The sequence below is a fragment of the Tistlia consotensis USBA 355 genome (genome assembly GCF_900177295.1).
GTDB classification, from domain to species: domain Bacteria; phylum Pseudomonadota; class Alphaproteobacteria; order Kiloniellales; family DSM-21159; genus Tistlia; species Tistlia consotensis.
On the sequence record NZ_FWZX01000041.1, the window covers coordinates 1 to 25,264 of the forward strand.

At 71.3% G+C, this 25,264-nt stretch carries 27 protein-coding genes; 21 read left to right on the forward strand and 6 right to left on the reverse strand.

The genetic code is table 11. From position 1 onward, the window contains the following. From B9O00_RS33255 to B9O00_RS29175, 12 genes are all read left to right on the forward strand, one after another. On the forward strand, positions 1 to 255 hold a 255-nt coding region (locus B9O00_RS33255), incomplete at its 5' end, for a helix-turn-helix transcriptional regulator (protein ID WP_159460367.1). Between the two features lie 125 nt (positions 256 to 380). After that, positions 381 to 1,292, forward strand: coding sequence for a sulfotransferase (locus tag B9O00_RS29125; protein WP_159460368.1), 912 nt, complete (start codon positions 381 to 383; stop codon positions 1,290 to 1,292). Positions 1,293 to 1,430: 138 nt separating this feature from the next. After that, the gene (locus B9O00_RS29130) at positions 1,431 to 4,472 is read left to right on the forward strand and encodes a xanthine dehydrogenase family protein molybdopterin-binding subunit (protein WP_085126426.1); all 3,042 of its coding nucleotides are present in this window, start codon (positions 1,431 to 1,433) and stop codon (positions 4,470 to 4,472) included. After that, positions 4,469 to 5,296 carry an FAD binding domain-containing protein gene (locus B9O00_RS29135; RefSeq protein WP_085126428.1) on the forward strand — a complete coding sequence of 276 codons (828 nt, stop codon included), beginning with the start codon at positions 4,469 to 4,471 and terminating at the stop codon, positions 5,294 to 5,296. Before B9O00_RS29130 ends, B9O00_RS29135 begins: the two co-directional genes overlap by 4 nt. Next, complete coding sequence (locus B9O00_RS29140; RefSeq protein WP_085126430.1) at positions 5,284 to 5,823, forward strand: (2Fe-2S)-binding protein; 540 nt, start codon at positions 5,284 to 5,286, stop codon at positions 5,821 to 5,823. Before B9O00_RS29135 ends, B9O00_RS29140 begins: the two co-directional genes overlap by 13 nt. After that, the gene (locus B9O00_RS29145; protein WP_085126432.1) at positions 5,816 to 7,366 is read left to right on the forward strand and encodes an AMP-binding protein; all 1,551 of its coding nucleotides are present in this window, start codon (positions 5,816 to 5,818) and stop codon (positions 7,364 to 7,366) included. The genes B9O00_RS29140 and B9O00_RS29145 overlap by 8 nt, the downstream gene beginning before the upstream one ends. A 20-nt stretch (positions 7,367 to 7,386) precedes the next feature. Next, a complete protein-coding gene (locus B9O00_RS29150; RefSeq protein ID WP_085126434.1) occupies positions 7,387 to 8,193 on the forward strand; it encodes an enoyl-CoA hydratase/isomerase family protein in 807 nt (268 codons plus the stop codon). A gap of 68 nt (positions 8,194 to 8,261) precedes the next feature. Continuing rightward, the gene (locus B9O00_RS29155) at positions 8,262 to 9,437 is read left to right on the forward strand and encodes an ABC transporter substrate-binding protein (protein ID WP_085126436.1); all 1,176 of its coding nucleotides are present in this window, start codon (positions 8,262 to 8,264) and stop codon (positions 9,435 to 9,437) included. A 64-nt stretch (positions 9,438 to 9,501) separates the two neighbouring features. After that, entirely contained in the window at positions 9,502 to 10,395 is an 894-nt protein-coding gene (locus B9O00_RS29160) for a branched-chain amino acid ABC transporter permease (protein ID WP_085126438.1), read from the forward strand. Beyond that, the gene (locus B9O00_RS29165) at positions 10,388 to 11,449 is read left to right on the forward strand and encodes a branched-chain amino acid ABC transporter permease (protein ID WP_085126440.1); all 1,062 of its coding nucleotides are present in this window, start codon (positions 10,388 to 10,390) and stop codon (positions 11,447 to 11,449) included. Before B9O00_RS29160 ends, B9O00_RS29165 begins: the two co-directional genes overlap by 8 nt. Then, positions 11,446 to 12,198: an ABC transporter ATP-binding protein gene (locus tag B9O00_RS29170; RefSeq protein WP_085126442.1), complete on the forward strand. Its 753-nt coding sequence runs from the start codon at positions 11,446 to 11,448 to the stop codon at positions 12,196 to 12,198. Before B9O00_RS29165 ends, B9O00_RS29170 begins: the two co-directional genes overlap by 4 nt. After that, positions 12,198 to 12,905 carry an ABC transporter ATP-binding protein gene (locus B9O00_RS29175; protein ID WP_085126444.1) on the forward strand — a complete coding sequence of 236 codons (708 nt, stop codon included), beginning with the start codon at positions 12,198 to 12,200 and terminating at the stop codon, positions 12,903 to 12,905. Before B9O00_RS29170 ends, B9O00_RS29175 begins: the two co-directional genes overlap by 1 nt. Here the strand turns inward: B9O00_RS29175 and B9O00_RS29180 are convergent, their stop codons facing one another. The 4 genes from B9O00_RS29180 to xoxF5 form a co-directional block, all read right to left on the reverse strand. Further along, the gene (locus tag B9O00_RS29180) at positions 12,906 to 13,469 is read right to left on the reverse strand and encodes a PQQ-dependent catabolism-associated CXXCW motif protein (RefSeq protein ID WP_085126446.1); all 564 of its coding nucleotides are present in this window, start codon (positions 13,467 to 13,469) and stop codon (positions 12,906 to 12,908) included. It lies immediately after the preceding gene. A 12-nt stretch (positions 13,470 to 13,481) separates the two neighbouring features. Beyond that, the gene (locus B9O00_RS29185) at positions 13,482 to 14,351 is read right to left on the reverse strand and encodes a substrate-binding domain-containing protein (RefSeq protein WP_089229698.1); all 870 of its coding nucleotides are present in this window, start codon (positions 14,349 to 14,351) and stop codon (positions 13,482 to 13,484) included. Between the two features lie 5 nt (positions 14,352 to 14,356). Beyond that, entirely contained in the window at positions 14,357 to 14,857 is a 501-nt protein-coding gene (locus tag B9O00_RS29190; RefSeq protein ID WP_085126450.1) for a c-type cytochrome, methanol metabolism-related, read from the reverse strand. 227 nt (positions 14,858 to 15,084) lie between these two features. After that, a complete protein-coding gene (gene xoxF5 / locus B9O00_RS29195; protein ID WP_085126452.1) occupies positions 15,085 to 16,875 on the reverse strand; it encodes a lanthanide-dependent methanol dehydrogenase XoxF5 in 1,791 nt (596 codons plus the stop codon). 350 nt (positions 16,876 to 17,225) lie between these two features. Here xoxF5 and B9O00_RS29200 point away from each other — a divergent pair, with 350 nt between their 5' ends. The 3 genes from B9O00_RS29200 (at position 17,226) to B9O00_RS29210 (ending at position 19,993) form a co-directional block, all read left to right on the forward strand. Next, positions 17,226 to 18,125: a pentapeptide repeat-containing protein gene (locus B9O00_RS29200; protein ID WP_200808698.1), complete on the forward strand. Its 900-nt coding sequence runs from the start codon at positions 17,226 to 17,228 to the stop codon at positions 18,123 to 18,125. Then, complete coding sequence (locus tag B9O00_RS29205) at positions 18,103 to 19,044, forward strand: quinoprotein relay system zinc metallohydrolase 2 (protein WP_089229690.1); 942 nt, start codon at positions 18,103 to 18,105, stop codon at positions 19,042 to 19,044. Before B9O00_RS29200 ends, B9O00_RS29205 begins: the two co-directional genes overlap by 23 nt. A 118-nt stretch (positions 19,045 to 19,162) precedes the next feature. Continuing rightward, positions 19,163 to 19,993, forward strand: a complete 831-nt coding sequence (locus B9O00_RS29210) for a quinoprotein dehydrogenase-associated SoxYZ-like carrier (protein WP_085126454.1) — start codon at positions 19,163 to 19,165, stop codon at positions 19,991 to 19,993. A 16-nt stretch (positions 19,994 to 20,009) separates the two neighbouring features. On the opposite strand, the gene B9O00_RS29215 is transcribed toward B9O00_RS29210, so the two are convergent. Further along, positions 20,010 to 20,390 (reverse strand): hypothetical protein, encoded by a 381-nt coding sequence (locus B9O00_RS29215; RefSeq protein ID WP_085126456.1) that lies wholly within the window; start codon positions 20,388 to 20,390, stop codon positions 20,010 to 20,012. After that, positions 20,387 to 21,052: a hypothetical protein gene (locus B9O00_RS29220; RefSeq protein ID WP_085126458.1), complete on the reverse strand. Its 666-nt coding sequence runs from the start codon at positions 21,050 to 21,052 to the stop codon at positions 20,387 to 20,389. Before B9O00_RS29220 ends, B9O00_RS29215 begins: the two co-directional genes overlap by 4 nt. 132 nt (positions 21,053 to 21,184) lie before the next feature. Here B9O00_RS29220 and B9O00_RS29225 point away from each other — a divergent pair, with 132 nt between their 5' ends. From B9O00_RS29225 to pqqE, 6 genes are all read left to right on the forward strand, one after another. Further along, a complete protein-coding gene (locus tag B9O00_RS29225) occupies positions 21,185 to 21,625 on the forward strand; it encodes a hypothetical protein (protein WP_143596393.1) in 441 nt (146 codons plus the stop codon). Positions 21,626 to 21,813: 188 nt separating this feature from the next. Beyond that, the gene (gene pqqA / locus B9O00_RS34290) at positions 21,814 to 21,891 is read left to right on the forward strand and encodes a pyrroloquinoline quinone precursor peptide PqqA (RefSeq protein WP_085126514.1); all 78 of its coding nucleotides are present in this window, start codon (positions 21,814 to 21,816) and stop codon (positions 21,889 to 21,891) included. Positions 21,892 to 22,051: 160 nt separating this feature from the next. Further along, entirely contained in the window at positions 22,052 to 22,972 is a 921-nt protein-coding gene (gene pqqB / locus B9O00_RS29235) for a pyrroloquinoline quinone biosynthesis protein PqqB (RefSeq protein WP_437123425.1), read from the forward strand. Further along, entirely contained in the window at positions 22,969 to 23,775 is an 807-nt protein-coding gene (pqqC, locus tag B9O00_RS29240) for a pyrroloquinoline-quinone synthase PqqC (RefSeq protein WP_085126463.1), read from the forward strand. The genes pqqB and pqqC overlap by 4 nt, the downstream gene beginning before the upstream one ends. 19 nt (positions 23,776 to 23,794) lie before the next feature. Next, positions 23,795 to 24,082, forward strand: a complete 288-nt coding sequence (pqqD, locus tag B9O00_RS29245; RefSeq protein WP_085126466.1) for a pyrroloquinoline quinone biosynthesis peptide chaperone PqqD — start codon at positions 23,795 to 23,797, stop codon at positions 24,080 to 24,082. Next, positions 24,079 to 25,215 carry a pyrroloquinoline quinone biosynthesis protein PqqE gene (gene pqqE, locus B9O00_RS29250; protein WP_085126468.1) on the forward strand — a complete coding sequence of 379 codons (1,137 nt, stop codon included), beginning with the start codon at positions 24,079 to 24,081 and terminating at the stop codon, positions 25,213 to 25,215. Before pqqD ends, pqqE begins: the two co-directional genes overlap by 4 nt. Positions 25,216 to 25,264: the final 49 nt, after the last annotated feature.

The following is a 25,264-nucleotide window of genomic DNA, read 5'->3' on the forward strand; positions in this document are numbered from 1 at the left end:
CTGTCGCGCGCCCATTTCTTCCGGCTGTTCGGCCAGTCGACCGGGGTCACGCCCCACGTCTTCCTCAACGTGCTGCGCCTGGAGCGCGCGGTCGCCTCGATCGTCGCGACCGACGAGCCGATCGGCGGGATGAGCGAACGCCTCGGCTTCTCCGTGCCAGCCCACTTCACCCGCTTCTTCCGCGACCACGCCGGCGTCAGCCCCGGCGCTTTCCGATCGGTCGCCAGACTCGGCTCGACGCCGCCGGCCGGCTAGCGCAGCCCGCGACCGGCGAACCAACGGCAGGGCTTTCGCCGCACCCGCGAAGGGTTGCGAAACACCGAGAGTCCTTCTACCGTCTGGCCGTGTTTTCGCCTCTGTTGCCCGCTGCCGTCGCGCCCGTGTCCCTGCCTCTCATCCTCGTCTCCCAGCAGTCGCGCTCCGGCGGCACCCTGTTCTCGCAGCTGCTCGATGCGCACCCGGCGCTGCTCGTGCATCCCCACGAGCTGACCATCGGCTGGCCGAGCAAGATCCGCTGGCCAGAGATCGATCCCGACGACGATCCGGACCGGCTGTTCCGGCAGATCTCCAATCCCAGGCTCGCCAGCCTGGCGGAGCTCGGCTACCGCAAGACCGGCAAGGCGGCCCAGGCCGGCGAGCGGGTGCCCTTCTGCTACGACCGCAATCGCCACCTCCAGGCCTTCCGGGCCGAGCTGCCGGCCCCGCCGCGCAGCCGGCGCGCCGTCATCGACGCCTACCTGGACAGCCTGTTCCGGGTCTGGCGGCGCAACAGCAGGACCGGCCGCCCGAGCTACTACGCCGGCTTCGTCCCGGAGCTCGGCAGCAAGTCGGCCAGCGTCGAGCAGTTCTTCGCGGACTATCCGCGGGGCCGGCTGGTGTCGATCGTCCGCGACCCGGCGGACTGGCTGGTGTCGCGGCGCGCCCACACCAAGGGCGGCGAGCAGCGCCACAGCGACCTGGAGCGGGAGATGGCGCTGTGGAACAAGATGGCGCGCGCCGCGCGGCGTCATCGCCGCCACTACCGCGAGCGCTTCTTCCTGCTGCGCTTCGAGCGGCTCGTCGACGACCGCGAGCGGGTGATGCGCCACTTCGCGGCCTGGGCCGGCGTGGACTGGAGCGACCGGCTGCTGGAGCCGACCTTCGATGGCCAGCCGGTCGCCGCCAACACCAACTTCAACTCGCTCGCCGGCGTCAGCGAACGGCGGCTCGTCCTGCCGCCGGGCGAGCTCGAGCGCGTCCGCGCGCTGACCAGGGCCGAAGCCGAGCGGCTGGAGCCGGCCTTCTCCGTCTAGCCCGGCTCCGCGGGCGCCGTTTTTGAGACGAATTGGTAAGTGGTGAGACCGTCGGGGCTCATCATTCCTATGCCTTTGCCCGACCCTTCGGCACAACGGCCTCCCGGATCGGAGAGGCCGGCGGGAGGATCATTGCGGATGTCGGCGGCAGAGCCTGCCCCCAGCCAGACCAGCGCGAAGCCGGGACATCTCGGCCGCTCGCTGCCGCGCTTCGAGGACGCGGCGCTGCTGACCGGGCGCGGCCGCTTCCTCGACGACCTGCCGGTCGGGCCGGCGACCCTGCAGGCGGCAATCCTGCGCTCGCCCCACGCCCACGCGAGGATCGTGAAGCTCGACGTCTCGGCGGCCCGCGCGCTGCCGGGGGTCGCGGCGGTGCTGACCAGCGCCGAGGTCCAGGCCCTCTCGGCGCCGCTGGTCGTCGGGGTCAAGGCGCCGATGACCTGCTGGCCGATCGCGACCGACAGGGTGCGCTACGTCGGCGAGCCGGTCGCCGTCGTGGTCGCCGCCGACCGCTACCTCGCCGAGGACGCCCTGGAGGCGATCGCGATCGACTACGCGCCGCTGCCGGCGGTCGTCGATCCGGAGCGGGCGCTCGCGGCCGAGGCGCCGGTGCTGCACGAAGGGCTGGGCGGCAACCTCGCCAGCGACCGCTCCTTCCGCTACGGCGATCCCGAGGCCGCCTTCGAGACGGCCGCGCACCGCATCGGCATCACCGTGCGCTACCCGCGCAACGCCGTCACGCCGATCGAGACCTACGGCATGGTCTGCGAGTGGGACCCCGGCGAGGACGGCTACGAGGTCACCGCCAACTTCCAGGGCCCCTTCTCGATCCATGCCGTGATCGCCCGCTCGCTCAAGGTGCCGGGCAACCGCCTGCGCCTGAAGACCCCGCGCGATTCCGGCGGCAGCTTCGGCGTCAAGCAGGGCATGTTCCCGGTCATCGTGCTGATGGCCCTGGCGGCGCGCCTCGCCGGCCGGCCGGTCAAGTGGATCGAGGACCGGCTGGAGCACCTGACCGCCTCGGTCTCGGCGACCAATCGCGTCGTCACCCTGGCCGCCGCGGTCGAGGCCGACGGCAAGATCACGGCGCTCGACTGGGACCAGCTGGAGGACGTCGGCGCGCACCTGCGCGCGCCCGAGCCGGCGACGCTCTACCGGATGCACGGCAACCTGACCGGCGCCTACGACATCCGCAACCTGGCGGTCCGCAACCGCGTCGTCGTCACCAACAAGACGCCGACCGGCCTGAACCGCGGCTTCGGCGGCCCGCAGGTCTATTTCGCCCTCGAGAGGCTGGTCCAGAAGATCGCGGTCACGCTCGGCCTCGACCCGGTCGCGGTGATCCGCCGCAACCTGATCCCGGCCGGCGCCTTCCCCTACCGCACCGCCTCCGGCGGCCTCTACGATTCCGGCGACTACCAGAAGGCGCTGGAGACGGCGCTGCGCGACGGCGGCCATGCGGCGCTCGTCGAGAAGCGCGACCGGGTCCGTGCCGCAGGCGGCCTCTACGGCATCGGCTTCGCGACCGTGGTCGAGCCCTCGGTCTCCAACATGGGCTACGTCTCGACCGTGATGACCGCCGCCGAGCGGGCCAAGGCCGGGCCGAAGAACGGCGCCCAGGCGACCGCGACCGTCGCGCTCGATCCGGTCGGCGGCGTCTCGGTGCACGTCGCCTCGGTGCCCCAGGGCCAGGGCCATCGCACGGTGCTGGCCCAGACAGTCGCCGACAGCCTGGGCCTGGAGCCGGCGCAGATCCGCGTCGTCGCCGAGCTCGACACGGCGCGCGATGCCTGGTCGATCGCCTCGGGCAACTACGCCAGTCGCTTCGCCGCCGCGGTCGCCGGCACGGCGCACCTCGCCGCCGAGCAGCTCAAGGCCAAGCTGGCGAGGCTCGCCGCGGCCCAGCTCAACGTGCCGGCCGAGGCCCTCGTCTTCGAGGGCGGCCGGGTGTGCGCCGCCGACACCCCCGACAACGCCATCCCCTTCGCCCGCCTCGCCGCCACGGCCCACTGGGCGCCCGGCACGATCCCCGAGGCGGCCGGCCAGGCGCTGCGCGAGACGGTCTACTGGACGCCGCCGCAGCTGACCGCGCCGACCCCGGACGACCAGGTCAACTCCTCGCTCTGCCACGGCTTCATCCTCGACATCTGCGGCGTCGCAGTCGAGCGGGCGAGCGGCCGGGTCGTCATCGACCGCTACGTCACGATGCACGACTGCGGCCGCGTGCTGCATCCCGGCATGGTCGAGGGCCAGATCGTCGGCGGCTTCGCCAACGCCGTCGGCGCCGCGCTCTACGAGGAGTACGCCTACGGCCCCGACGGCGCCTTCCTGGCGGGCAGCTTCGCCGACTACCTCGTGCCGACGGTCGCCGAGGTGCCGCGGCCCGAGATCCTGCACGTCGAGACCCCCTCGCCCTTCACGCCGCTCGGCGCCAAGGGCGTCGGCGAGGGCAACTGCATGTCGACCCCGGTCGCCATCGCCAACGCCGTCGCCGACGCGCTCGGCGTCGAGGATGTCATCCTGCCCCTGACCCCGGCCCGGGTCCGCGCCCTGCTGGACGAGCCCGAGCCGCCGGCGCCGGCGGGCACCGCGCCCGCGGCCCCGCCGAAGCGCGCCGGCGGCCGTGCGCTCGCCGGCACGGGGTCGGCCGGCTTCGCGGCACCGCCGCAGCGCATCTGGGACACGCTGCTCGACCCGGCGACGCTGGAGGCCATCGTGCCCGGCTGCCACAAGGTCGAGAAGCTGAGCGAGACCCGCTTCCTGGCCGAGGTCACGCTCGGCGTCGGGCCGGTCAAGGGCCGCTACAGCGTCGAGGTGGCGCTGTCGGACCTGGTCGAGCCGGCCTCCGTGACCCTGACCGCCTCGGCGAGCGGCGCCCTCGGCACCGGCGCGGGCCAGGGCCACGTCCGCCTGGCCGCGACGCCGGAGGGCGGCACGCGGCTCGACTACGACTACGAGGCCGACGTCGGCGGCAAGGTCGCCGCGGTCGGCGGGCGGCTGCTCGACGGCGCGGCGCGGCTGGTCATCGGCCAGTTCTTCGCCGCGCTCGGCCGCCAGGCGGGCGGCGGGACCAAGGGCGGCGGGGCCACGGACGGCGGGGCCACGGACGGCGCCGGGGCGGCCGGACCGTGGACGGGCCTGCTCGGCCGCCTGCTCCGGCTGCTGGGGATCGGCTCGTGAAGCCGGCGCGCTTCGACTACCAGCGCGCCGAGAGCGCGGCGGAGGCCTGCGAGGCGCTGGCCGAGCTGGGCGGCGACGCGCGGGTGCTGGCGGGCGGCCAGTCGCTGGTGCCGATGCTCAACATGCGCCTCGCCCAGCCCAGGCTGCTGGTCGACATCTCGCGGATCGAGGCGCTGCAGAAGATCGAGCGCAGCGGCGGCAGGCTGCTCGTCGGCGCGGGCGCGCGCCAGGCGGCGCTGCTGTCGCACGACGGACTCGCCGAGGCCGCGCCGCTGCTCGCCGCGGCGCTGCCCTGGGTCGGCCACGCCCAGACCCGGGCGCGCGGCACGGTCTGCGGCTCGCTCGCTCACGCCGACCCCAGCGCCGAGCTGCCGACCTGCCTGCTCGCGCTGCAGGGCGCGGTCCGGCTGCGCAGCAGCCGCCGCCACCGGGAGCTGCCGGCCGAGGCCTTCCTGGCCGGCCTGATGTCGACGGCCCGCGAGGACGACGAGCTGGTCGAGGCCGCAGCCTTCCCGCTGCGCCGCGCCGGCGAGGGCCAGGCCTTCCGCGAGTTCGGCCGGCGCCACGGCGACTTCGCCATCGTCGGCGCCGCGGCCGTGGTCTCCGCGCAGCGCATCCGCCTCGCGGTCGGCGGCGTCGCCGACCGGCCGATGGCGCGCGACTGGCCGGCGCTGGAGGGCTCGGCCCTCGACGACGCGCTCAACGCCTTCGCCTGGGAGCTCGGCGCACGCGACGACCTGCACGCCTCGGCCCGGCTGCGCCGCGACCTGGTCCGCGCGCTCGGCCGCGAGGCGATCGAGGAGGCCCGCCGATGCCGCGCCTGAGCGCCGACCGCCGCACGGAAGTGCGCTTCACCCTCAACGGCCGGCCGGTCGCCGGCCTCGCCGAGCCGCGCCTGCTGCTCAGCGACTTCCTGCGCCACGTCGTCGGCGCGACCGGCACCCATGTCGGCTGCGAGCATGGAGTCTGCGGCGCCTGCACGGTGCGCATCGACGGCGGCCTCGCCCGCTCCTGCCTGACCCTCGCGGTGCAGGTCGAAGGCTGCACGGTCGAGACCGTCGAGGGCCTGGCGCCGGGGCCCGCGCGGCTGTCGGTGCTGCAGGAGGCCTTCCGCCGCCACCACGCCCTGCAATGCGGCTTCTGCACCGCCGGCATCCTGATGTCGCTCGACACCCTGCTGCGCGACGAGCCGGCGGCCGACAAGGCGCGGATCGAGGAGGTCCTGGGCGGCCATCTCTGCCGCTGCACCGGCTACGGACCGATCGTGAGCGCCGCCCTGGACGCGGCGGAACGCCTGAGCGAGGACCCCGGCGCGGGTGACGCGCCAGAAGAGAGAGACGGCGATGTTTGACCTCGGCACCAGCTTCCTCGCCAGCGTCGAGCGCGATCCCACGGCCGAGGCGATCGTCGACGGCGCACTGCGCCTGACCTACGCCGAGTGGTACCGCCACGTCTCGGCGCTGGTCGCCCGGCTCGACGAGGCCGGCCTGAAGCCCGGCGACCGCCTGGTCTCGGTGCTGCAGAACCGCTGGGAGGCGGCGACCCTGCACTGGGCCTGCCAGCTCGCCGGCGTCGTCATCGTGCCGGTCAACTGGCGCTCCAAGCCCGACGAGATCGACTTCTTCCTCGACAACGCCGAGGCCAGGGCCCTGGTCTTCGAGCCGGTCTCGGCCGAGGCGGCCGCGCAGGCGACGCGGGCCGCCGGTCTCTGGCGCCTCGACGCCGCCGGCATCGGCGGCCTGCTCGCGGCCGACGGCGAGCCGAAGCCGGCGACGCCGAGTGCCGCCGCCGACGCCTTCTCCCTGATGCTCTACACGTCGGGCACGACGGCGAAGCCCAAGGGCGTGCCCCGGCGCCACCTCGCCGAGCGCGCCGGGGCGCTGGCCCACGTCGCCCAGAACGCCTACCTGCGCGGCGAGCGGACGCTCGGCGTGATGCCGCTCTACCACACCATGGGCGTGCGCTCGCTGCTGGCCATGTCGCTCATCGGCGGCACCTTCACCTGCCTGCCGCGCTTCGACGCCGAGAAGGCGCTGACCCTGATCGCGGCCGAGCGGGTGACCTGCCTCTACCTGGTGCCGACGCTCTACCACGACCTGCTGCATCACCCGGCCTTCGCCGCGACCGACTGCTCCTCGGTGCGCCGCCTCGGCTTCGCCGGCGCCTCGATGACCGACGGACTCCTGAAGGCCCTGAAGGCGGCCTTCGAGCCGGAACTCTTCGTCAACCACTACGGCAGCAGCGAGATCTACACCTTCACGATCGAGCAGGACGCGCCGCGCAAGCCCGGCTCGGCAGGCCGGGCCGCGCTCAACCAGCGGATCCGCGTGGTCAGGCTCGGCGCCGGTTCCGTCGACGAGGTTGCGGCCACGGGCGAGGAGGGCGAGATCATCGCGACCCTGGCCGGCGACGAGGCCTTCGAGGGCTACTGGAAGCGCCCCGAGGCCGACGCCAAGGCGCTGCGCGACGGCTGGTACTTCACCGGCGACAGCGGCTACCTGGACGCCGAGGGCGACCTCTTCGTCACGGGCCGGGTCGACGACATGATCATCACCGGCGGCGAGAACGTCTCGCCGGTCGAGATCGAGAGCTGCCTGTCGCTGCACCCGGGCGTGCTGGAGGTCGCCGTCGTCGGCCTGCCCGACGAGCGCTGGGGCCGCATCGTCACGGCCTTCGTCAAGCGCTGTTGCCGGGACGAGGCGCCGGTCGACGCCGGCGTGCTGGACCATCACTGCCGGGACTCCGGCCTCGCCAACTTCAAGCGGCCGCGCCGCTACGTCTTCGTCGAGGAGATCCCGAAATCGCCGGTCGGCAAGCTGTTGCGCCGCCTGCTGGTCGCCGGCGAGTACCGGCCCGAGCCGGCCGAGGCCGAACCCACCCACCCGTCGGAATGAGAGCACCGGAGAGCCGTTTCATGTCCATCCACGACATCCTCAAGGACCCGACCAGCGCCGCGCTCGACGGCTTCCGGGTCGAGATCGACGCCGAGCGGGAGCGCGGCGACGTGATCCTCGCGCGGCCGCCGCTCAACACCGTCTCGATGCCGCAGCGCGACCAGCTGCGCGCCGCCTTCGAGGCGCTCGACGCCGACGAGCGGGTGCGCATCATCGTGCTGCGCGCCGAGGGCGAGCACTTCTCCTCGGGCGGTTACATCAAGGGCTTCCTGGAGGCGGCTCCGGAGGTCGTCTCGAAGCTGGCCTGGAACATCGCCGCCCCGGCGCGCTGCGCCAAGCCGGTGATCGTGGCCAACCGCGGCTACTGCTTCGGCGTCGGCTTCGAGATCTCGCTGGCCTGCGACTTCCGCATCACCTCCGAGACCTGCCAGTACGCCCTGCCGGAGCAGAAGCTGGGGCAGATCCCCGGCTCCGGCGGCTCGGCGCGGCTGCAGAAGATCGTCGGCATCACGCGCACCAAGGACATCGTCATGCGCTCGCGCCGGATCTCGGCGCAGCAGGCCTACGACTGGGGCATCTCGACCGAGCTGGTCGCCGACGCCGAGCTGGAGGCGGCGACCGACAGGCTGGTCGAGGAGCTGCGCGGCTTCTCGCCGATCGCCCAGCGCACCGCCAAGAAACTGCTCAACGACACCGAGGACGCGACGCTGTCGCTGGCCATCGAGCTGGAGGGCCACTGCTACTCGCGGCTGCGCCAGTCCGACGACTTCCGCGAGGGCGTCGAGGCTTTCCACGAGAAGCGGCCGCCGCGCTTCCGCGGCAGCTGACACCGGATCAACCGAGAGAGCCGCCGACGCGCAAGGCGGCCACACCCACCGCAACGAGGAGGTACGCAATGAACAGGACTCTTCTACTGGGCGCCGCCGCGGCGCTCGCGCTCGGGGGCTGGACGGCCGCCGCCCAGGCCGCCGATCCGATCAAGATCGGCGTCGACACGCCGCTGTCCGGCACCTACACGCCGATCGGCCAGCAGGTCCGCTGGGGCCTGGAGCTGGCGGCCAAGGAGATCAACGCCGCCGGCGGCATCGCCGGGCGCCAGGTCGAGCTGGTCTTCGAGGACTCCGAGGCCAATCCCTCGGTCGCGGTGCAGAAGGCCGAGAAGCTCTACCAGGTCGACAACGTCGACTTCCTGACCGGCACGGTGAACTCCGGCGCGACCCTGGCGGTCGGCCAGGTCGCCGATCGCAACAAGAAGTTGCTGGCGACCTCGGTCTCCTTCGCCGACTCGATCACCGGCGCCAAGTGCTCGCCGAACGTCTTCCGGGTCAACGCCAAGGCCGGGCAGCAGTCGGCCGCCCTGGCGGTCTGGCTGAAGCAGCAGAAGGCCGACGCCAAGGTCTTCTACCTCGGCCCCGACTACGAGATGGGCCGCTCGACCGTCGCCGCCTTCAAGGAGGCCGCCGAGGGCGTCGGCGCCAAGACCGCCGGCGAGGTCTTCGCCCCGCTCGACACCAAGGACTACACCCAGTACTTCGGCCAGATCCGGCAGGCCCGCCCCGACGTGATCTACACCTCGGTCGCCGGCAACGACACCGTGCGGCTGTTCACCCAGATGCAGGACTTCGGCCTGCTCGACAACGTCCAGGTGGTCGGCGCCTCGGGCACGGTGACCTCGCAGAACATCAAGGCGATCGGCTCGGCGGCGAACGGCTACGTCACCGGCGTCGGCTACTCGCCGCTGATCGACACGCCGGCCAACAAGACCTTCGTCAAGGCCTTCAACGCCGCCTACAAGACCGACCCCGACCTCTACGGCGCCGACTCCTACGGCCTGCTCTTCGCCTACAAGAAGGCCGTCGAGGCGGCCGGCTCGACCGACACCGACGCCGTGCGCAAGGCGCTCGAGGGCCTGAGCTGGGACACGCCGCAGGGCAAGAAGACGATCCGTGCCGGCGACCACCAGGCCGTCACCGACATGTACGTCGTCCAGGTCAAGGACGGGAAGTTCGTGGTCGCGGACTCGATCGAGGGCGACAAGGCGATCGGGCCGGACGCCTGCACGCGCTTCTGATCCACGCAGGGCGGGGCCGGCACGCCGGCCCCGCTCCTCGCGCGCTTCCCTGCCGGAGAGGGCGATGGCCGATCTCGTGAGCTACCTGCAGTTCGTGCTGGCCCCCCAGGTCGTCAACGGCCTGGCGCTCGGCATGGCCGTCGTCCTGGTCGCGCTCGGCCTGACCATCATCTTCGGCCTGCTCGACGTCATCAACATGAGCCACGGCGAGTTCTACGCCGTCGGCGCCTTCATCGCCCTGGCGCTGGGCTGGCTCGGCCTGTCGTTCTGGCTGCTGCTGTTCCTGGTGCCGCTGCTGATGATCCCCTTCGGCGTGCTGACCGAGCGCCTGCTGATACGCCGGGTCTACGACGGCCCGGACCGCCACGTCACGACCCTGCTGCTGACCTTCGGGCTGTCGCTGATCATCGAGGAGCTGCTGTCGATCGTCTTCGGCCCGAACACCCAGCGCCCGGCGACGCCGCTGCGCGGCGCGGTCGAGCTGGCCGGCGTCTACATGCCGGTCTACCGCCTGTTCCTGATCGGCATCGGCGTCGTCGTCATCCTGGCGGTCGCCTGGATCGTCTACCGCACCCGGCTCGGCGCCATGGTGCGCGCCGCCGCCTACGACCGCGACATGGCCGGCTCGCTCGGCGTGCCGGTCTCGCTGGTCTACTCCGGGACCTTCGCCTTCGGGCTGATGCTGGCCGGCCTCGCCGGCGTGCTGCTGGCGCCGATCTACTCCGTCTTCCCGACCATGGGCCGCGACTTCATCCTGATCGCCTTCACCGTGGTCATCGTCGGCGGCATGGGCTCGATCTGGGGCGCCGTCGTCGCCGGCCTGGCGCTGACCCAGGTCCAGGCCCTGGCCGCCCTGGTCATCTCGCCGGTCTGGACCGACCCGATCGTGTTCGGCGTGATGGTGCTCTGCCTGATGTTCCGGCCGCAGGGCCTGTTCGGGAGGCTCGGTCATGCCTGAGCGTCCCGCCCGCTCCTTCCCTGGGCGTCCTGTCGCGGACCGCCTGTCGCTCTCGATGCGCGCCAGCCACCTGCTGGTCGTGCTGCTGGTCGTCGCCGGCCTGGCGCTGGCCGCGCTCGGCTCGGCGCTCGGCGACACCTTCTACCTCCGGCTCGCGACCGAGGCGCTGATCTACGCCGGCCTCGCGCTCTCGGTCGACATCCTGCTCGGCTACACCGGCCTGCTGTCGCTCGGCCAGGCGCTCTACTTCGGCATCGGCGCCTACGTCTCGGCGCTGACCCTGATGGCCGTGCCGTCGTTCTGGCTGGCCCTGCTGGCGGCCAGCGGCGCCACCCTGGTCGCCGCGCTGATCGGCGGCGTCATCGCGAACCGGGTGCGCGGCGTCTACTTCGCGCTGATCACCTTCGGCCTCGCCCAGGTCGTCGCCAAGGTCGTCTACAACACCCGCGAGCTCGGCGCCTCCGACGGCATGATCGGCGTGCCGGTGGTCGAGGTGCCGCTCGGGCCGTTCCACGTCTCGACCGGCAGCGCCCCGGGCTTCCTGCTGGTCGCGCTGGCCCTGCTGGTGCTGCTCTACGCGGTCTCGGCCTACCTGCTCGACACGCCCTTCGGGCGGGTGCTGATCGCGCTCAAGGCCAACGAGCGGCGCGTCGCCTTCCTCGGCTATTCGACCTGGCGGGCGCGCATGGCGGCCTACGTCCTGGCCGCGCTGGTCGCCGGCCTGTCGGGCGCGCTCTACCCGATGCTGCGCGGCTTCGTCTCGCCGGAGCTGCTCTACTTCCAGGTCTCCGGCAACGCCGTCATCACGGTGGTCGTCGGCGGCGTCGGCACGCTGGTCGGCCCGATCTACGGCGCGATCCTGCTGACCGTCCTGAAGTCGGTGATCGGCAGCTGGACCGAGCACCAGCTGATCGTCATCGGCGTGCTGTTCATGGCCTCGGTGCTGTTCCTGCCCCAGGGCCTGATCGGCCTGCTGCGGCCGCGCCTGGCGCGCTGGCTCGGCCGCGCGGAGCCGCCGCCGGCCAAGGCCGCGGAAGCGGAGGCGCGGCCATGACCGGGCAGACGCCGCCGGTGCTCGCCGTCGAGCGCCTGGGCATCGCCTTCGGCGGCCTGCGCGCCGTCGACGACGTGTCCTTCGAGGCCGGGCGCAACCGCATCACCACGGTGATCGGCCCGAACGGCGCCGGCAAGACGACGCTGTTCAACCTGATCAGCGGCGCGCTGCGGCCGAACAGCGGCCACGTCCGGATCGACGGACGCGAGGTCACCGGCGCCGCGCCGGCGGCCCTGCTGCGGCTCGGCCTCGCCCGCTCGTTCCAGATCACCAACCTGTTCTTCGGCCTGACCGTCGCCGAGAACCTGAGGCTCGCGGCGCAGGTCCTGGAGCCGACGGTGCGCGCCTTCCTGCCGGTGCGGCGGGCCCGCGTCGCCCGGGCCCGGGTCGGCGAGCTGCTGGAGCGCTTCGGCCTCGCCGCCAAGGCCGCCGAGCTGGCCGGCAACCTCAGCCACGGCGAGCAGCGCCGCCTGGAGATCGCCGTCGCGATGGCCAGCCGGCCGCGCATCCTGCTGCTCGACGAGCCGACCCAGGGCATGAGCCACGGCGACACCGAGGACACCGCCGCCCTGATCCGCGCGCTCGCCGCGGACGTCACGATCCTGCTGATCGAGCACGACATCGGCCTGGTCATGTCGCTGTCGCACCACGTCGTCGTCATGCACCAGGGCGGCAAGCTGGCCGAGGGACCGCCCGAGGCGGTGCGCGCCAACCCGGCCGTCCAGGCCGCCTACTTCGGACACGCCTGATGCTGACGGTCAGCGGACTGCACACCCACTACGGCCTGTCCCACGTCATCCAGGGCATCGACCTGGAGGCGCGGCCCGGCGAGGTCGTCGGCATCTTCGGCCGCAACGGCGTCGGCAAGACGACGCTGCTCAAGACCGTCGCCGGCTGGGTCAAGCCGACCGCCGGCGCCGTGCGGCTCGGCGAGCAGGCGCTGAGCGGCCTCGCGCCCGACCGCGTCGCCGCCCGCGGCGTCGGCTTCGTGCCCGAGGACCGGCGCATCTTCCCGGGCCTGACGGTGCAGGAGAACATCGAGCTCGGCCTGCTGCAGCACAAGGGTGCCTCGCGCCGCGAGGAGCGCGCCGCCGTCGCCGAGATCCACGAGCGCTTCCCGCGGCTCGCCGAGCGGCGCGGCCAGCTCGGCAACACCCTGTCGGGCGGCGAGCAGCAGATGCTGGCGATCGCCCGCGTGCTGGTCGGGCGGCCCCGGGTCGTGCTGATCGACGAGCCGAGCGAGGGCCTGGCGCCGATGATCGTCGCCGAGATCTTCGGCATCATCCGCGAGCTGAAGGCGGCCGGCGCGATCGTGCTGCTGGTCGAGCAGAACGTCCACGAGGCGCTGTCGGTCTCCGACCGCTTCTACGTCGTCGAGCGCGGCCGCATCGTGCTGGAGGGCGAGGCCGACTCGGACTGGGCGCGCGAGCGGCTGATGAAGGCGATCGCGGTCTAGCTACTCCGCCGGCACCGGCTCGCTGCGCTCCAGCGGCAGGCCGGCGGCGATCCAGCCGTCGGTGCCTTCCGGGTACCAGAAGACGCGCTTGTAGCCGAGCGCCAGGGCCCGCTTCGCGGCGTTCCAGGACATCCAGCAGTCGGCCAGGCAGTAGAACAGCAGCCCGCGCTCCCGGTCGCCGTCGGTCAGGCGCTCCAGGGCGGTCCGGAAGTAGCGCTCGACCGGCTCGGACAGCGCTCCGTAGCCGGTGTTCGGCAGCCAGGCGCTGCCCAGGATGTTGTCGCGCGGCGGCTGGCGCCAGATCGTGCCCTCCTTGAGCCCGGCCGGCTTCTCCGGGCGCGGCAGCACGTCGACCGGCAGCACCTTGCCGGCCTCGACCAGGGCCGCCGCCTGCGGCGTGTCGACGACCACCGCGCCCTTCAGGCGGTCCGGCGTCGGCGCGCGGTAGTGCTCCATCCGGTAGCCGTCGGGCTCGGCGACGCCGGAATCGGCGCGGGCCGGCAGGGCCGCGCCCGCGCCGGCCAGACAGAGGCAGAGCCAGAGCGCGGTTGCCCGGCGGACCATCGCGGCGCCCCCTCAGTGGACGATCGGCCTGCCCTGGCGATCGAGCAGCGGCACGCCGTAGTCGAGCAGGATGGCGTTGATCGCGTCCTGGCTCTTCTCGATCAGGTCGTTGATCTGGTGCTTCCAGTCCGGCTCGCCCTCGCGCACGCCCATGGTGATGTAGAAGTCCATCGGCGGCTCGCCCGGCTTGCCGATCAGCGGCACCAGGGTCATCGCCACCTTGCTCTTCTTCGCGTAGTAGCCGGCGATCGGCCCCCAGAGCAGACCGGCGTCGATCTGGCCGGTCGCGATGTCGTGGATCATCTTCTCGCCGGGCCGCTGGTAGCGGGCATCGACCATCAGGGGATAGGGCCGCGCCCTGTCGATCATGCCGTACTTGACCAGCAGGGTGGCCGGCGGCGTGCCGGCGATGACGCCGATGCTGTGGCCCTTGAGCGCCGGATCGTCGAGCGCCTTGGCGCCGAGGCCGCTGTCGCTGCGATAGACCAGGACGTAGGACGAGCGGTAGTAGGGGTTGGTGTTCTGCAGCAGCTCGAAGCCGAGCGACACGCCCATCACGAGGTCGCAGCGCCGCGCCTTCAGGGTGTTGCGCACGAAGCCGGTCGCCTGCGGGTACCAGGTGTAGTGCACCGGCTCGCCGAGGGCCTTGCCGAGCAATTCGGCGATACGGTTCTCGTAGCCCTCACCCTTCTGGTTCGAGAAGGGCAGGTTGCCCGGGTCGGCGCAGACGCGGAGCGCCGTGTGGTCGACGGTCTCCGAGGTCGACTGCGCGGCCGCCGGCTGGGCGGCCGCCAGGACGAGGGCGAGCAGCGGCGCGAGGCCGAGGCCGGAGGGCCGCAGCCGGCGCGGCGCCGTCCGTCCGAAGGACAGGTCGCGTAGCATGTCCATCATCCCATGCAGGCGTCTTCGGCTTCCTGGGCCGCCTTCGGCTTGGGTTCGTGCTTCGGCCGCCCGCGCGGCAGCACGCCGTCGGCTCGGGCCTTGAGGTAGGCGTAGATATCGTTGATGAAGCACATCACGTTGCGGTTCGTGCCGAAGCTCGGCATGACCTTGTCGCTCGAGGCACTGACGTTCTTCCTGCCGTTGACCACGACGTCGATGAACTGGTCGTAGGTCATGGTCTTCAGGCTGTTGGCCAGCGCCGGCGCGAAGCTGCTGCCCAGCGCGTCGGGACCGTGGCAGACGTGGCATTCCGAATGATAGCGCCGATAGCCGCTGAAGGTGGACCAGTCGACAGTGCCGTCCTTCTCGATCTTGTAGGGCTTGTCTTCGGCGTGGGCCGACGGCCCGACGGTCGCGGCCGAAATCGCGGTCGCGGCAACGGCCGCGAACAGGGCCGCATCGACGCGGCGGAGGTAACGCTCGAAGCCACCGGGGATCATGATCATCGCTCTCCGAATCGATCTGCTGTGCCGGGTCCGCCGCGGGGACGCCCCCGGCCCGGGGGCTCGACGGCGATCGGGGATCGGACCGCGGCGGCTCGCCGCCTCGGCGAAGCGGCCGGGCGCACTGCCAGGGAAAGGGGACGGGCTCGGAACAAGGCCGCAGGGACGCGAATGGCCCGACCCGAGGACCGTCGAGGTCCAGGGGCCGGGCCAGGTCGCGAAGCGCCGCGTCAGTTCGGCAAGCTGAAGACGGTCAGCTGGCCACCGAGCGCGGTGTAGTTCGCCAGGGCGGCATAGCCACCGACCGCGCCGAGACCGGCGTTGGGATCGGTCAGGCCGGCCGCGAGGCCGATGCCGGCCCAGCCGCCGACGCCCGAGAGCACGGCGATGTACTGCTTGCCGTTGTGCTCGTAGGTCGTGACGTTGCCGATGATGCCGGACGGGGTCTTGAACTTGTAGAGCTCCTTGCCGGTCTTGGCGTCGACCGCCTTCAGGTAGCCCTCCAGGGTGCCGTAGAAAACCACGTCACCGGCGGTCGCGAGCGCGCCGCTCCACACCGAGAAGCGCTCCGGCAGCGACCAGACGATCTTGCCCTTGCTGGCATCCCAGGCGATGAAGTTGCCCATGTTCTTGTCGCCCTCCGGCGGATACATGGACAGCGTCGCGCCGACGTAGGGCTGGCCCGCGGTATAGGCGACGCGGAACGGCTCGTAGTCCATGCAGACGTGGTTGGTCGGCACGTAGAACAGGCCGGTCTTCGGCGAGTAGGCCGAGGGCTGCTGGTCCTTGGTGCCGAGCGCCGCCGGGCAGATGCCCTTGGTGTTGACGTCCTCGCCGTTGTGATCGGTCGAGTACTTGTCGACGACCTGCGGACGGCCGGTCTTCATGTCGACGTGGGTCGCCCAGTTGACCTTCGGATCGTACTTCTGCGCGACCAGCAGGGCGCCGGTCTCGCGGTCCAGCGTGTAGCCGAAGCCGTTGCGGTCGAAGTGGACCAGGGCCTTGTGCTTCTTGCCGTCGACGGTGACGTCGGCGAGGACCATCTCGTTGATGCCGTCATAGTCCCACTCGTCGTGGGGGGTCATCTGGTAGACCCACTTGGCCATGCCGGTGTCCGCGTCGCGGGCGAAGATGGTCATCGACCAGCGATTGTCGCCGGGCCGCTGCGAAGGGTTCCAGGTGCTCGGGTTGCCGGAACCGTAATAGATCAGGTTGAGCTCCGGGTCGTAGGAGTACCAGCCCCAGGTCGTCCCGCCGCCGATCTTCCACTGGTCGCCTTCCCAGGTGTTGAGACCCGAGTCCTTGCCGACCGGCTTGCCCAGCATCGTGGTCTTCTCCGGATCCATCAGGATGTCGGAGTCCGGGCCCATGGAATAGGCCCGCCAGGCCATCTTGCCGTCCTTGATGTCGTAGGCGGTCAGCCGGCCGCGCACGCCGAACTCGCCGCCGGAGATGCCGACCACGACCTTGTCCTTGACGACCATCGGCGCCGAGGTGCCGGTCTCGCCGATCTTCGGATCGCCGTTGGACACGCTCCAGTCGACCTTGCCGGTCTTGGCGTCGAGCGCCACCAGGGTGGCGTCGGCCTGGTAGAGGAAGATCTTGCCGTCGCCGTAGGCCACGCCGCGGTTGACCGTGTCGCAGCACATCACCGGGATGGTGTCCGGGTCCTGCTTCGGCTCGTACTTCCAGAGGATCTTGTTGTCGTCGTTGAGATCGAGCGCATAGACGATGTTGGGGAAGGGCGTGTGGACGTACATGACGTTGCCGATGATCAGCGGACCGCCCTCGTGGCCCCGCAGCACGCCGGTCGAGAAGGTCCAGGCGACCTGCAGCTTGCCGACGTTGCCGGCGTTGATCTGATCGAGCGTGCTGTAGCGCCAGTTGGCGTAGTTGCCGGTGGGCATGACCCACTCTTTGGCGTTCTTCTGCATCGTGACGAGGTCGTCGCTCGCGTAAGCGCCAGCGGCCAGTCCGACCACCATAGCGCCGGCGAGTGCACCACGAAGAAGAGCTTTCATTGGTTTCCTCCCTTGCTTCTTCTTGGTTTCTCACCCGAACAGTCGTCTAACTACTCTTGTCTCACACAATTTCCGCCGCCGAAGACCCGGTTCTTCCGTCGTCGGCAGCGCTTTTCTTCAGTGATGACAAGTCGACAAGGATCGCTTGTAGTCCTACAACGATTACTCTGCACCGGGTCCCATGTTCTCGCGTACTACCGAAGAGGGGCGATAGTGCTAGTTTGATGCTACCCGTGAAAATATAATCCAGCAAGAAGCTTCTGGCTTGAGTCCCCGTTTTGTAATTTGCTTTCCAAAATGTCGCAGGGAGGTGCTGCAATGCAAAAATCGATGCTGCAATGCGAAACGCGATGCGGGCAGACATCCACCTTCTCGACAACCAACTATTGGCCGACGAGATCGAGCGTTCGAACGCCATGGCCATGAAACGCAAGCCTTTGTACCCGGTCGGCTGGCGCCGCGGGGCGGCCGTGCCGCTGCTGCTCGCGGCCCTGCTGCCGGCCTTGTGCAGCGCCGCAGCCATGGCCGCCGAGCTCAGCCGCCAGCAGGTCGAGGCAGTGCTGTCGGCGAGCGGCGGCGAGCCCGACCTGTCGAAGCGCGACCTCTCGGGCCTGGATCTCTCGGGCCTCGACTTCAAGGCCGGCAACCTGCGCGGTGCGAATCTGCGCGGCGCCGGACTGGCCGGCGCCGACCTGCACGGCGTCTCGGCCCAGGGCGCCGACCTGTCCGGAGCGGACCTGTCGGGTGCGGTGCTCGACGTCGCGATCCTGCGCGGCGCCAGGCTGGAGCGGGCGAACCTGCGGGGCGCCAGCGCCTTCGGCGCCGTGCTCGCCGAGACCGACCTCAAGGGCGCCGACCTGCGCGACGCGCGTTTGGTCTGCAACCTGGAGCGCGCCGATCTGCGCGGCGCCGACCTCAGGGGCGCGCGGATGGCCGCCGACATGCGCAACCAGCCGATGGGCCTGATGCGCGTCTCGCTGGCCAAGGCCGACCTGCGGGGCGCCGACCTCAGCGGCGCCGACCTCGCCCACGGCTTCCTGGAGTTCGCCGACTTCCGCGGCGCGCGCCTGGCCGGCGCGGACCTCAGCAGCACCGAGGCCGCCGGCGCCGACTTCTCCGGCGCCGACCTCGCCGGCAGCCGCTTCGCCGGCGCCGACATCCAGGGCGCCCGCTTCCTCGGCATCAAGGGGCGCGACACCGTCGAAGGCCTGGAGCAGACGAAGAACCGTGGCTCGGCGCGCTTCGATTGAGCGGGCCGCCGGCCTGGCGCTGCTGCTGCTCGCCGGCCCGGCGGCGGCCGTCGAGCCGCCCGTCGACCCCTTGCCCGTCGTCGAGATCGCGCCGGGCGACTACGTGCATCACGGCCTGCACGAGGAGATCGCGCCGGACGACGGGGGCGACATCGCCAACGTCGGCTTCATCGTCGGCGAGCAGGCGGTCGCCGTGATCGATACCGGCGGCAGCGCCCGGATCGGCGCGCGGCTGCTTGCGGCGATCCGTCGCGTCACCGACCTGCCGATCCGCTACGTCGTCAACACCCACGTGCACCCCGACCACGTCTTCGGCGACGCCGCCTTCGAAGCGAGCGGCGCGCAGTTCGTCGGCCACGCCAACCTGCCGCGCGCCCTGGCCGCGCGCGGCGCCTACTACCTGGCGGAGCTGCAGCGCACGCTCGGCGCCGCGGCCGAGGGCAGCAGGGTCGTGGCGCCCGACATCACGGTCGCCGACCGCGCCACGCTCGAGCTCGGCGGCCGCACCCTGGAGGTCGTCGCCTGGCCGGCCGCCCATACCGACAACGACCTGACGGTCTACGACCGGGCGAGCGGCACGCTCTGGGCCGGCGACCTGCTGTTCCTGAAGCGCACGCCGGTGATCGACGGCAGCCTCAACGGCTGGCTCGCAGCGATCGACGAGCTGCGCCGCCTGCCGGCCGAGCGGGTCGTGCCGGGCCACGGACCGGTCAGCGCGCCCTGGCCCCGGGCGCTCGACGCCGAGGCCGGCTATCTCTCGACGCTGCGCGACGAGATCCGCCGAATCATCGCCCGCGGCGGCACGATCGAGCAGGCGCTGAAGACCGCCGGGCAGGGCAGCCGCGCGGACTGGCTGCTGTTCGACCGCACCAACGCCCGCAACGTCGTCACCGCCTTCACCGAGCTGGAGTGGGAGTAGCGCCGCCCGGGCGCCCCCTGCGCGCTTCGGTTGCCGGACTGCCGGCCGGTGCCGCCCCATGGTATAGTCGCCGCCGGGCGAGATCGCGCACGATCCCGGCCAGATGAGGAGCCGACCGATGTCCCGAAGCCTGTCGTCCGCCCTGCACCGCCTGTTTCCCGCCCTGGCCGTGGCCGGCGCGGTCGGCGCCTCCGCCGTCCCGGCCCTGGCTGCGGACGACGACGCCTGGACCGACCTCCGGCCGATGCTGTTCGGCGAGCGGCCGATCAGCGAGGCGCCCGGCGTCGTCTCGCTCGACGCGCCCTACCGCGCCCAGGACGCGGCGATCGTGCCGATCACCATCGAGGCGAAGATCCCGCAGACGCCCGAGCGCTACATCAAGACCGTGACCCTGGTGATCGACCAGAACCCGGTACCGGTCGCCGCGGTCTTCCACCTGACGCCGCGGATCGGCCTGGCGACCCTGGCGACCCGCGTGCGCGTCAACTCCTACAGCAACGTCCGGGCGATCGCCGAGACCAACGACGGCGCGCTGTTCATGGCCACGAAGTTCGTCAAGGCCACGGGCGGCTGCTCGGCGCCGGCGCTCAAGGACCAGGACGCCGCCCTGGCGCGGCTCGGCAAGATGAAGCTGAAGCCGATGAAGGACGAGGCCGTGCCCGGCCTGCGCCGCGTCCAGCTGCTGATCAGCCACCCGAACAACTCGGGCCTGCAGATGGACCAGATCACCCACCTCTACGTGCCGCCGCACTACGTGACCGACATCGCGGTCGACTACGGCGACAGGACCCTGATGACCGTCGAGGGCGCGATCTCGCTGAGCGAGGATCCCTCGATCCACTTCTACTACCGCCCGGACGGCGCCGACCGCATGGCCGTCACGGTCAAGGACTCCGAGAACATGACCTTCGAGGGCAGCTGGCCGGTCGCCGCCGACGCAGGGTCGTAAGGCAGGCGGGAGCGACTCAGAAGCAGCGCAGCTCGGCCTCGGCCTGGGCGCCGCGCAGCTGGTCGACGTAGTCCTTGGCGATCTTGGTGTCGCGGAAGATCGCGGTGTTCTCACCGCCGAGCTGGCGCATGCGCAGCACCGTCTCGGCCTCGACGTAGTCGTCGTAGGGCATGATCGAGGCGACCACGTCGAGGCTGCAGGAGCAGCGCTGCAGCATCTCCTGGGTCTGGCCGTTGGCGGCCATGCAGGCGAAGACGTAGTCGGCGCGCGCCGCCGTCGGGAAATCGTTGTGCAGCTGGGTCTGGGCGGCGCCCGCCCGGCCGCTCACGAGGCCGGCGGCGAGCAGGGCCAGGGGCAGGGCCAGGGTGGCGAGCGCCAGGGTCGGGAGAAGCTTCATGGCTCGACCTTTCCGAAAGTGACCGTCTCCTCGACGGCCGGCTGGCCGCCGGACGCGGCCGGCAGGATCGTGGTCAGACGCTCGACGCCGCCCGGCACGGCCGCCGACAGCAGGAACTCGTAGCGCTTGTCCTTGTAGCGCGGGAAGCGATCGATCATCGGGTCCCGGGCGAAGGGCTCGACGGTCACCAGCCGCGCCTTGGCCCCGGAGGCATCCGGCGGGGAGGTCGTCGCCTGCGGCAGGGTGACGTCCTCGACCTGGGCGTCGGTGCCGAAGGCGGCCCGGAGGCGGGTGCGGAAATAGAGCGGGCTGCCGCCGGTCGCCGCTGCCATCTCGGCGACGTCGCGCTCCAGGAACAGCATGATCAGCGGGTTGCCGCGAAAGCCCTCAACCGGCGGGAAGCGCCGCTGGTTCGGCCCGCTGAGGAAGCGGAACGACAGGTTCTTGCGGCCGTCGGGCCGGACCTCGGTCACGATCACGTCGATCGAATCGTCGAGCGGCCTGGCGGCCGCCCCGCTGCGCCGGAAATCGTAGTGCAGCGTTTCGGGCTGGGTTACGTTTTCCAGGTGAGGGGTCGCGAAGAGCTCGGTCTGCGCCCGCGAATAGCTCTCGCCCGCCGCCCTTGCCGGCCCGGCCGCCAGCACGGCGACGGCCAGCAGCACGACGGTCCGGCGGAGACGCCGGCGAGACGCGGTAGGCTTTGAGCAACCTCTGGTCGACATGGTTTCCCTTTCGATTCCTACGCCATGATCGGAACGGGAGCAATGGACGCAGCTCTTGTACAGGCGTTGGTCGTGAAGCTGCTGCTCGCCGCCGAGGCGCTGAGCGGCTATGCCGCACCCGCGGCGCCACCGGCGGTCGAGTTCGTCGCCCACCGGGAGCTCGAGCAACGCGCCTGCAACGGCGCCTGCGCGGTGTTCGGCTGGTTCCCGCCGGGACACACCATCTATCTCGACGCCAGCCTGAATCCGCTCGAGGACCTGCATGCCCGTGCCGTCCTGCTGCACGAGCTGGTCCACTACCTGCAGCAGGAGAATCACGCCTTCGAGGGGCCGGCCACCTGCCGCACCTGGCTCGACAAGGAGCGCCAGGCCTTCGAGGTCGAGCGGCGCTGGACCATGGCCCAGCCGAACGGCCTGCGCTCGGTCGACTGGAGCCGCCGCGTGCCGCTCCAGGCCTTCTGCCGCGACGAACCCTCGCCGCCGGTCGCACAGGCGCGCCATGCCTCGGAATGAACGCCTTCCGGCCGCCGGATCCGGAGCGGCCCGGGCAGGCACGGGCCCGCTCCCGGGGGGCGCGTCAATCTGAACCAATCCAAAAAATGCCGATAGGGTATTGTCCCGATTGACGTTCGGTCCTACAATCAACAGTTACAATAACCACACCAACCAGTAACCACACCAACCAGTGGGAGGAAAGTGCGATGCGTTGGAACAAGCCGTCGATCGTCGAGATCTCCGTTGGCATGGAGATCAACTGCTACGCCTGCGCCGAGCTGTAAGCCGGCCCTCTGGCGAACGGTAAGCGCCTCGTTTCCGCGCGAGAGCCGGAAACGAGGCCTTTCCGTCCCGGCAGCGTCGCTCTAGGAGCGCCGCGAGGGACGGGACGAACGGTCCGGAAGGACGGACAGCCGGAGTTCGCGAACGGTGTTACGCGTCCTGGTGCTCGGGGCCGCGGCCGGTGGTGGTTTTCCTCAATGGAACAGCAATAGCCCGGCCTCCAGGCGGTCACGCCAGGGCGATCCTGCCGCCCCGGCCTGCACGCAGTCGTCGATCGCGGTCAGCCGCGACGGCCGGCGGTGGGTCGTGTTCAACGCCTCGCCGGACATCCGGCAGCAGATCAACGACAATCCGCCGCTCCATCCCGCAGAGGGCGTGCGGCACAGCCCGATTTCCAGCGTCGTCCTGACCAACGCGGACGTCGACCACGTCGCCGGCCTGCTGACCCTGCGCGAAAGCCAGCCCTTCTCGCTCTACGCGACCTCCCGCGTGCTGTCGGTGCTGGCCGAGAACACGATCTTCAACGTGCTCAATCCCGATTTCGTCGTGCGCCGGCAGCTGGCGCTGGAGCAGCCCTTCGAGCCGCGGACCAGGGACGGCGAGCCGCTCGGCCTGACCGTCGAGGCCTTCGCCGTGCCCGGCAAGGTCGCGCTCTACAAGGAGGACGCCTCGGCGGGCGCGAACTTCGGCTCGGTCGCCGAGGACACGGTCGGCCTGCGCATCACCGAGACCGGCGGCGACGGCCGCAGCCTGTTCTACCTGCCGGGCTGCGCCGCCCTGCCCGCCGGGCTGAAGGCCCGGCTGAAGGGCGCGGCGCTGCTGCTGTTCGACGGCACCCTGTGGCGCGACGACGAGATGCTGGCGCAGGGCGCCGGCGTGAAGACCGGACAGCGCATGGGCCACCTCTCGATGGCCGGCCCCGAGGGCACGATCGCCGGCTTCGCCGACCTCGGCATCGCGCGCAAGGTCTTCATCCACATCAACAACACCAACCCGGTGCTGCTGCTGGACTCGCCGGAGCGCGCCGAGGTCGAGGCGGCGGGCTGGACGGTCGCCCGGGACGGCATGGAGCTGGAGCTATGAGCGCGAACCCCGAGCCCCGCGACCCCGCTGGCGAGACCCTGCTGAGCGCCGCCGAGCTGGAGGCGCGGCTCCAGCAGATCGGCCGCGAGCGCTACCACAGCCTGCACCCCTTTCATAAGCTGCTGCACGGCGGCAGGCTGAACCGCGGCCAGGTCCAGGCCTGGGTGCTCAACCGCTTCTACTACCAGAGCCGGATCCCGATAAAGGACGCGACCCTGCTGTCGCGCTGCGAGGACCTGGAGCTGCGCCGCGAATGGCGCAAGCGCATCGAGGAGCACGACGGCTGGCCGGCCGGCGCCGGGCGCGAGCGCAACGAGGGCGGCATCGAGCGCTGGCTGGTGCTGGCCGAGGCGGTCGGCCTGCCGCGCGACTACGTCGTCTCGACCGAGGGCCTGCTGCCGGCGACGCGCTTCGCGGTCGACGCCTACGTCCACTTCGTGCGCGAGAAGAGCCTGCTCGAGGCCGTCGCCTCGTCGCTGACCGAGCTGTTCGCCCCGAAGATCCACGAGGAACGGATCGCCGGCCTGCTGCAGCACTATCCCTTCGCCAACGAGCGGACCATCGCCTACTTCAAGCGGCGGCTGAAGGAGGCGCCGGAGGATGTCAAGTTCGGCCTCGCCTACGTGATCCGCGAGGCGCGGACCCGGGCGCAGCAGGAACAGGTGCTGGCCGCGGTCCGTTTCAAGACCGACGTGCTGTGGGCCCAGCTCGACGCCCTGCACCACGCCTACGTCGAGCCGGGCCACGTCCCGCCGGGCGCCTTCGTGCCCGAGGGACCCCAGGAGTGGCAGGCCTCGGCATGACGGCGGGAGAAGGCTGACGATGGCCGGGCGCATCACCATCTCCGAGGAGTCGGTGCCGCGCCTGCCGCCGGGCGTCAAGCTGCGCCACGACAAGGCGCGCGACCAGTGGCTGGTGCAGGCCCCAGAGCGGGTCTTCGTGCCCGACCCGATCGCGCTCGAGGTGATCCGGCGCTGCAACGGCGAGGCCAGCGTCGGCGCGATCGTCGACGACCTGGCGAAGACCTTCCAGGCGCCGCGCGAGGTGATCCTCGGCGACGTGACCGAGATGCTGCAGGACCTGGCCGACAAGGCGGTGATGACGGCATGAGCGAGACCGGCCGGAACCCGATCGACTTCCCGATGGCGCTGCTCGCCGAGCTGACCCACCGCTGCCCGCTGCAGTGCCCCTACTGCTCGAACCCCGTCGAGCTGGAGCAGGCCGGCCGCGAGCTCGACACCGGGACCTGGCTGCGGGTGATCGAGGAGGCGGCCGAGCTGGGCGCCCTGCAGATCCACTTCTCCGGCGGCGAGCCGACGGTGCGCAAGGACCTGGAGGAGATGGTCGCCAGGGCCCGCGACGTCGGGCTCTACAGCAACCTGATCACCGCCGGCGTGCTGCTCGACGAGGACCGCGTCGGCCGGCTGGTCGACAGCGGCCTCGACCACGTCCAGCTGTCGTTCCAGGACAGCGAGGCCACCGGCGCGGAGCGCATCGGCGGCTATCCCGACGCCCAGAAGAAGAAGCTGCGCTTCGCCGGCTGGGTCCGCGCGGCCGGGCTGCCGCTGACCCTCAACCTGGTCGTCCACCGCCAGAACCTCGACCACCTGCCGCAGCTGATCGAGCTCGCCGTCGAGCTCGGCGCCCAGCGCGCCGAGATCGCCCACGTGCAGTACTACGGCTGGGCCTTCCGCAACCGTGCCGCCCTGATGCCGACCCGCGAGCAGCTGGAGCGCGCCACCGCCACCGTCGAGGAGGCGCGCGAGCGCCTCAAGGGCCGCCTGGTGCTCGACTACGTCGTGCCCGACTACTACGCGCGCCGCCCGAAGTCCTGCATGGGCGGCTGGGGCCGGCGCTTCCTCAACGTCTCGCCGGCCGGCAAGGTGCTGCCCTGCCACGCCGCCGAGACGATCACCGGCCTGCGGTTCGATTCCGTGACCGAGCGCAGCCTGGCGGACATCTGGCAGCACTCCGAGGCCTTCGAGATCTATCGCGGCACCGACTGGATGCCCGAGCCGTGCCGCAGCTGCGAGCGCCGCGAGATCGACTGGGGCGGCTGCCGCTGCCAGGCCTTCGCGATCACCGGCGAGGCCGGCGCGACCGACCCGGCCTGCGCGCTCTCGCCCTTTCACGACCAGCTGGTCGCGCTGGCCGAGGCCGATTCCGGCGCCGACTGCCGCGACTTCGTCTATCGCCGCTTCGCCAACGTCGTCCGCCGCAACACCCCGATGCCGGCGAAGTAGCCCTCTTCCCCTTCGAACGCCGGCACTGACTGCCAGCGGCACTGTGCGT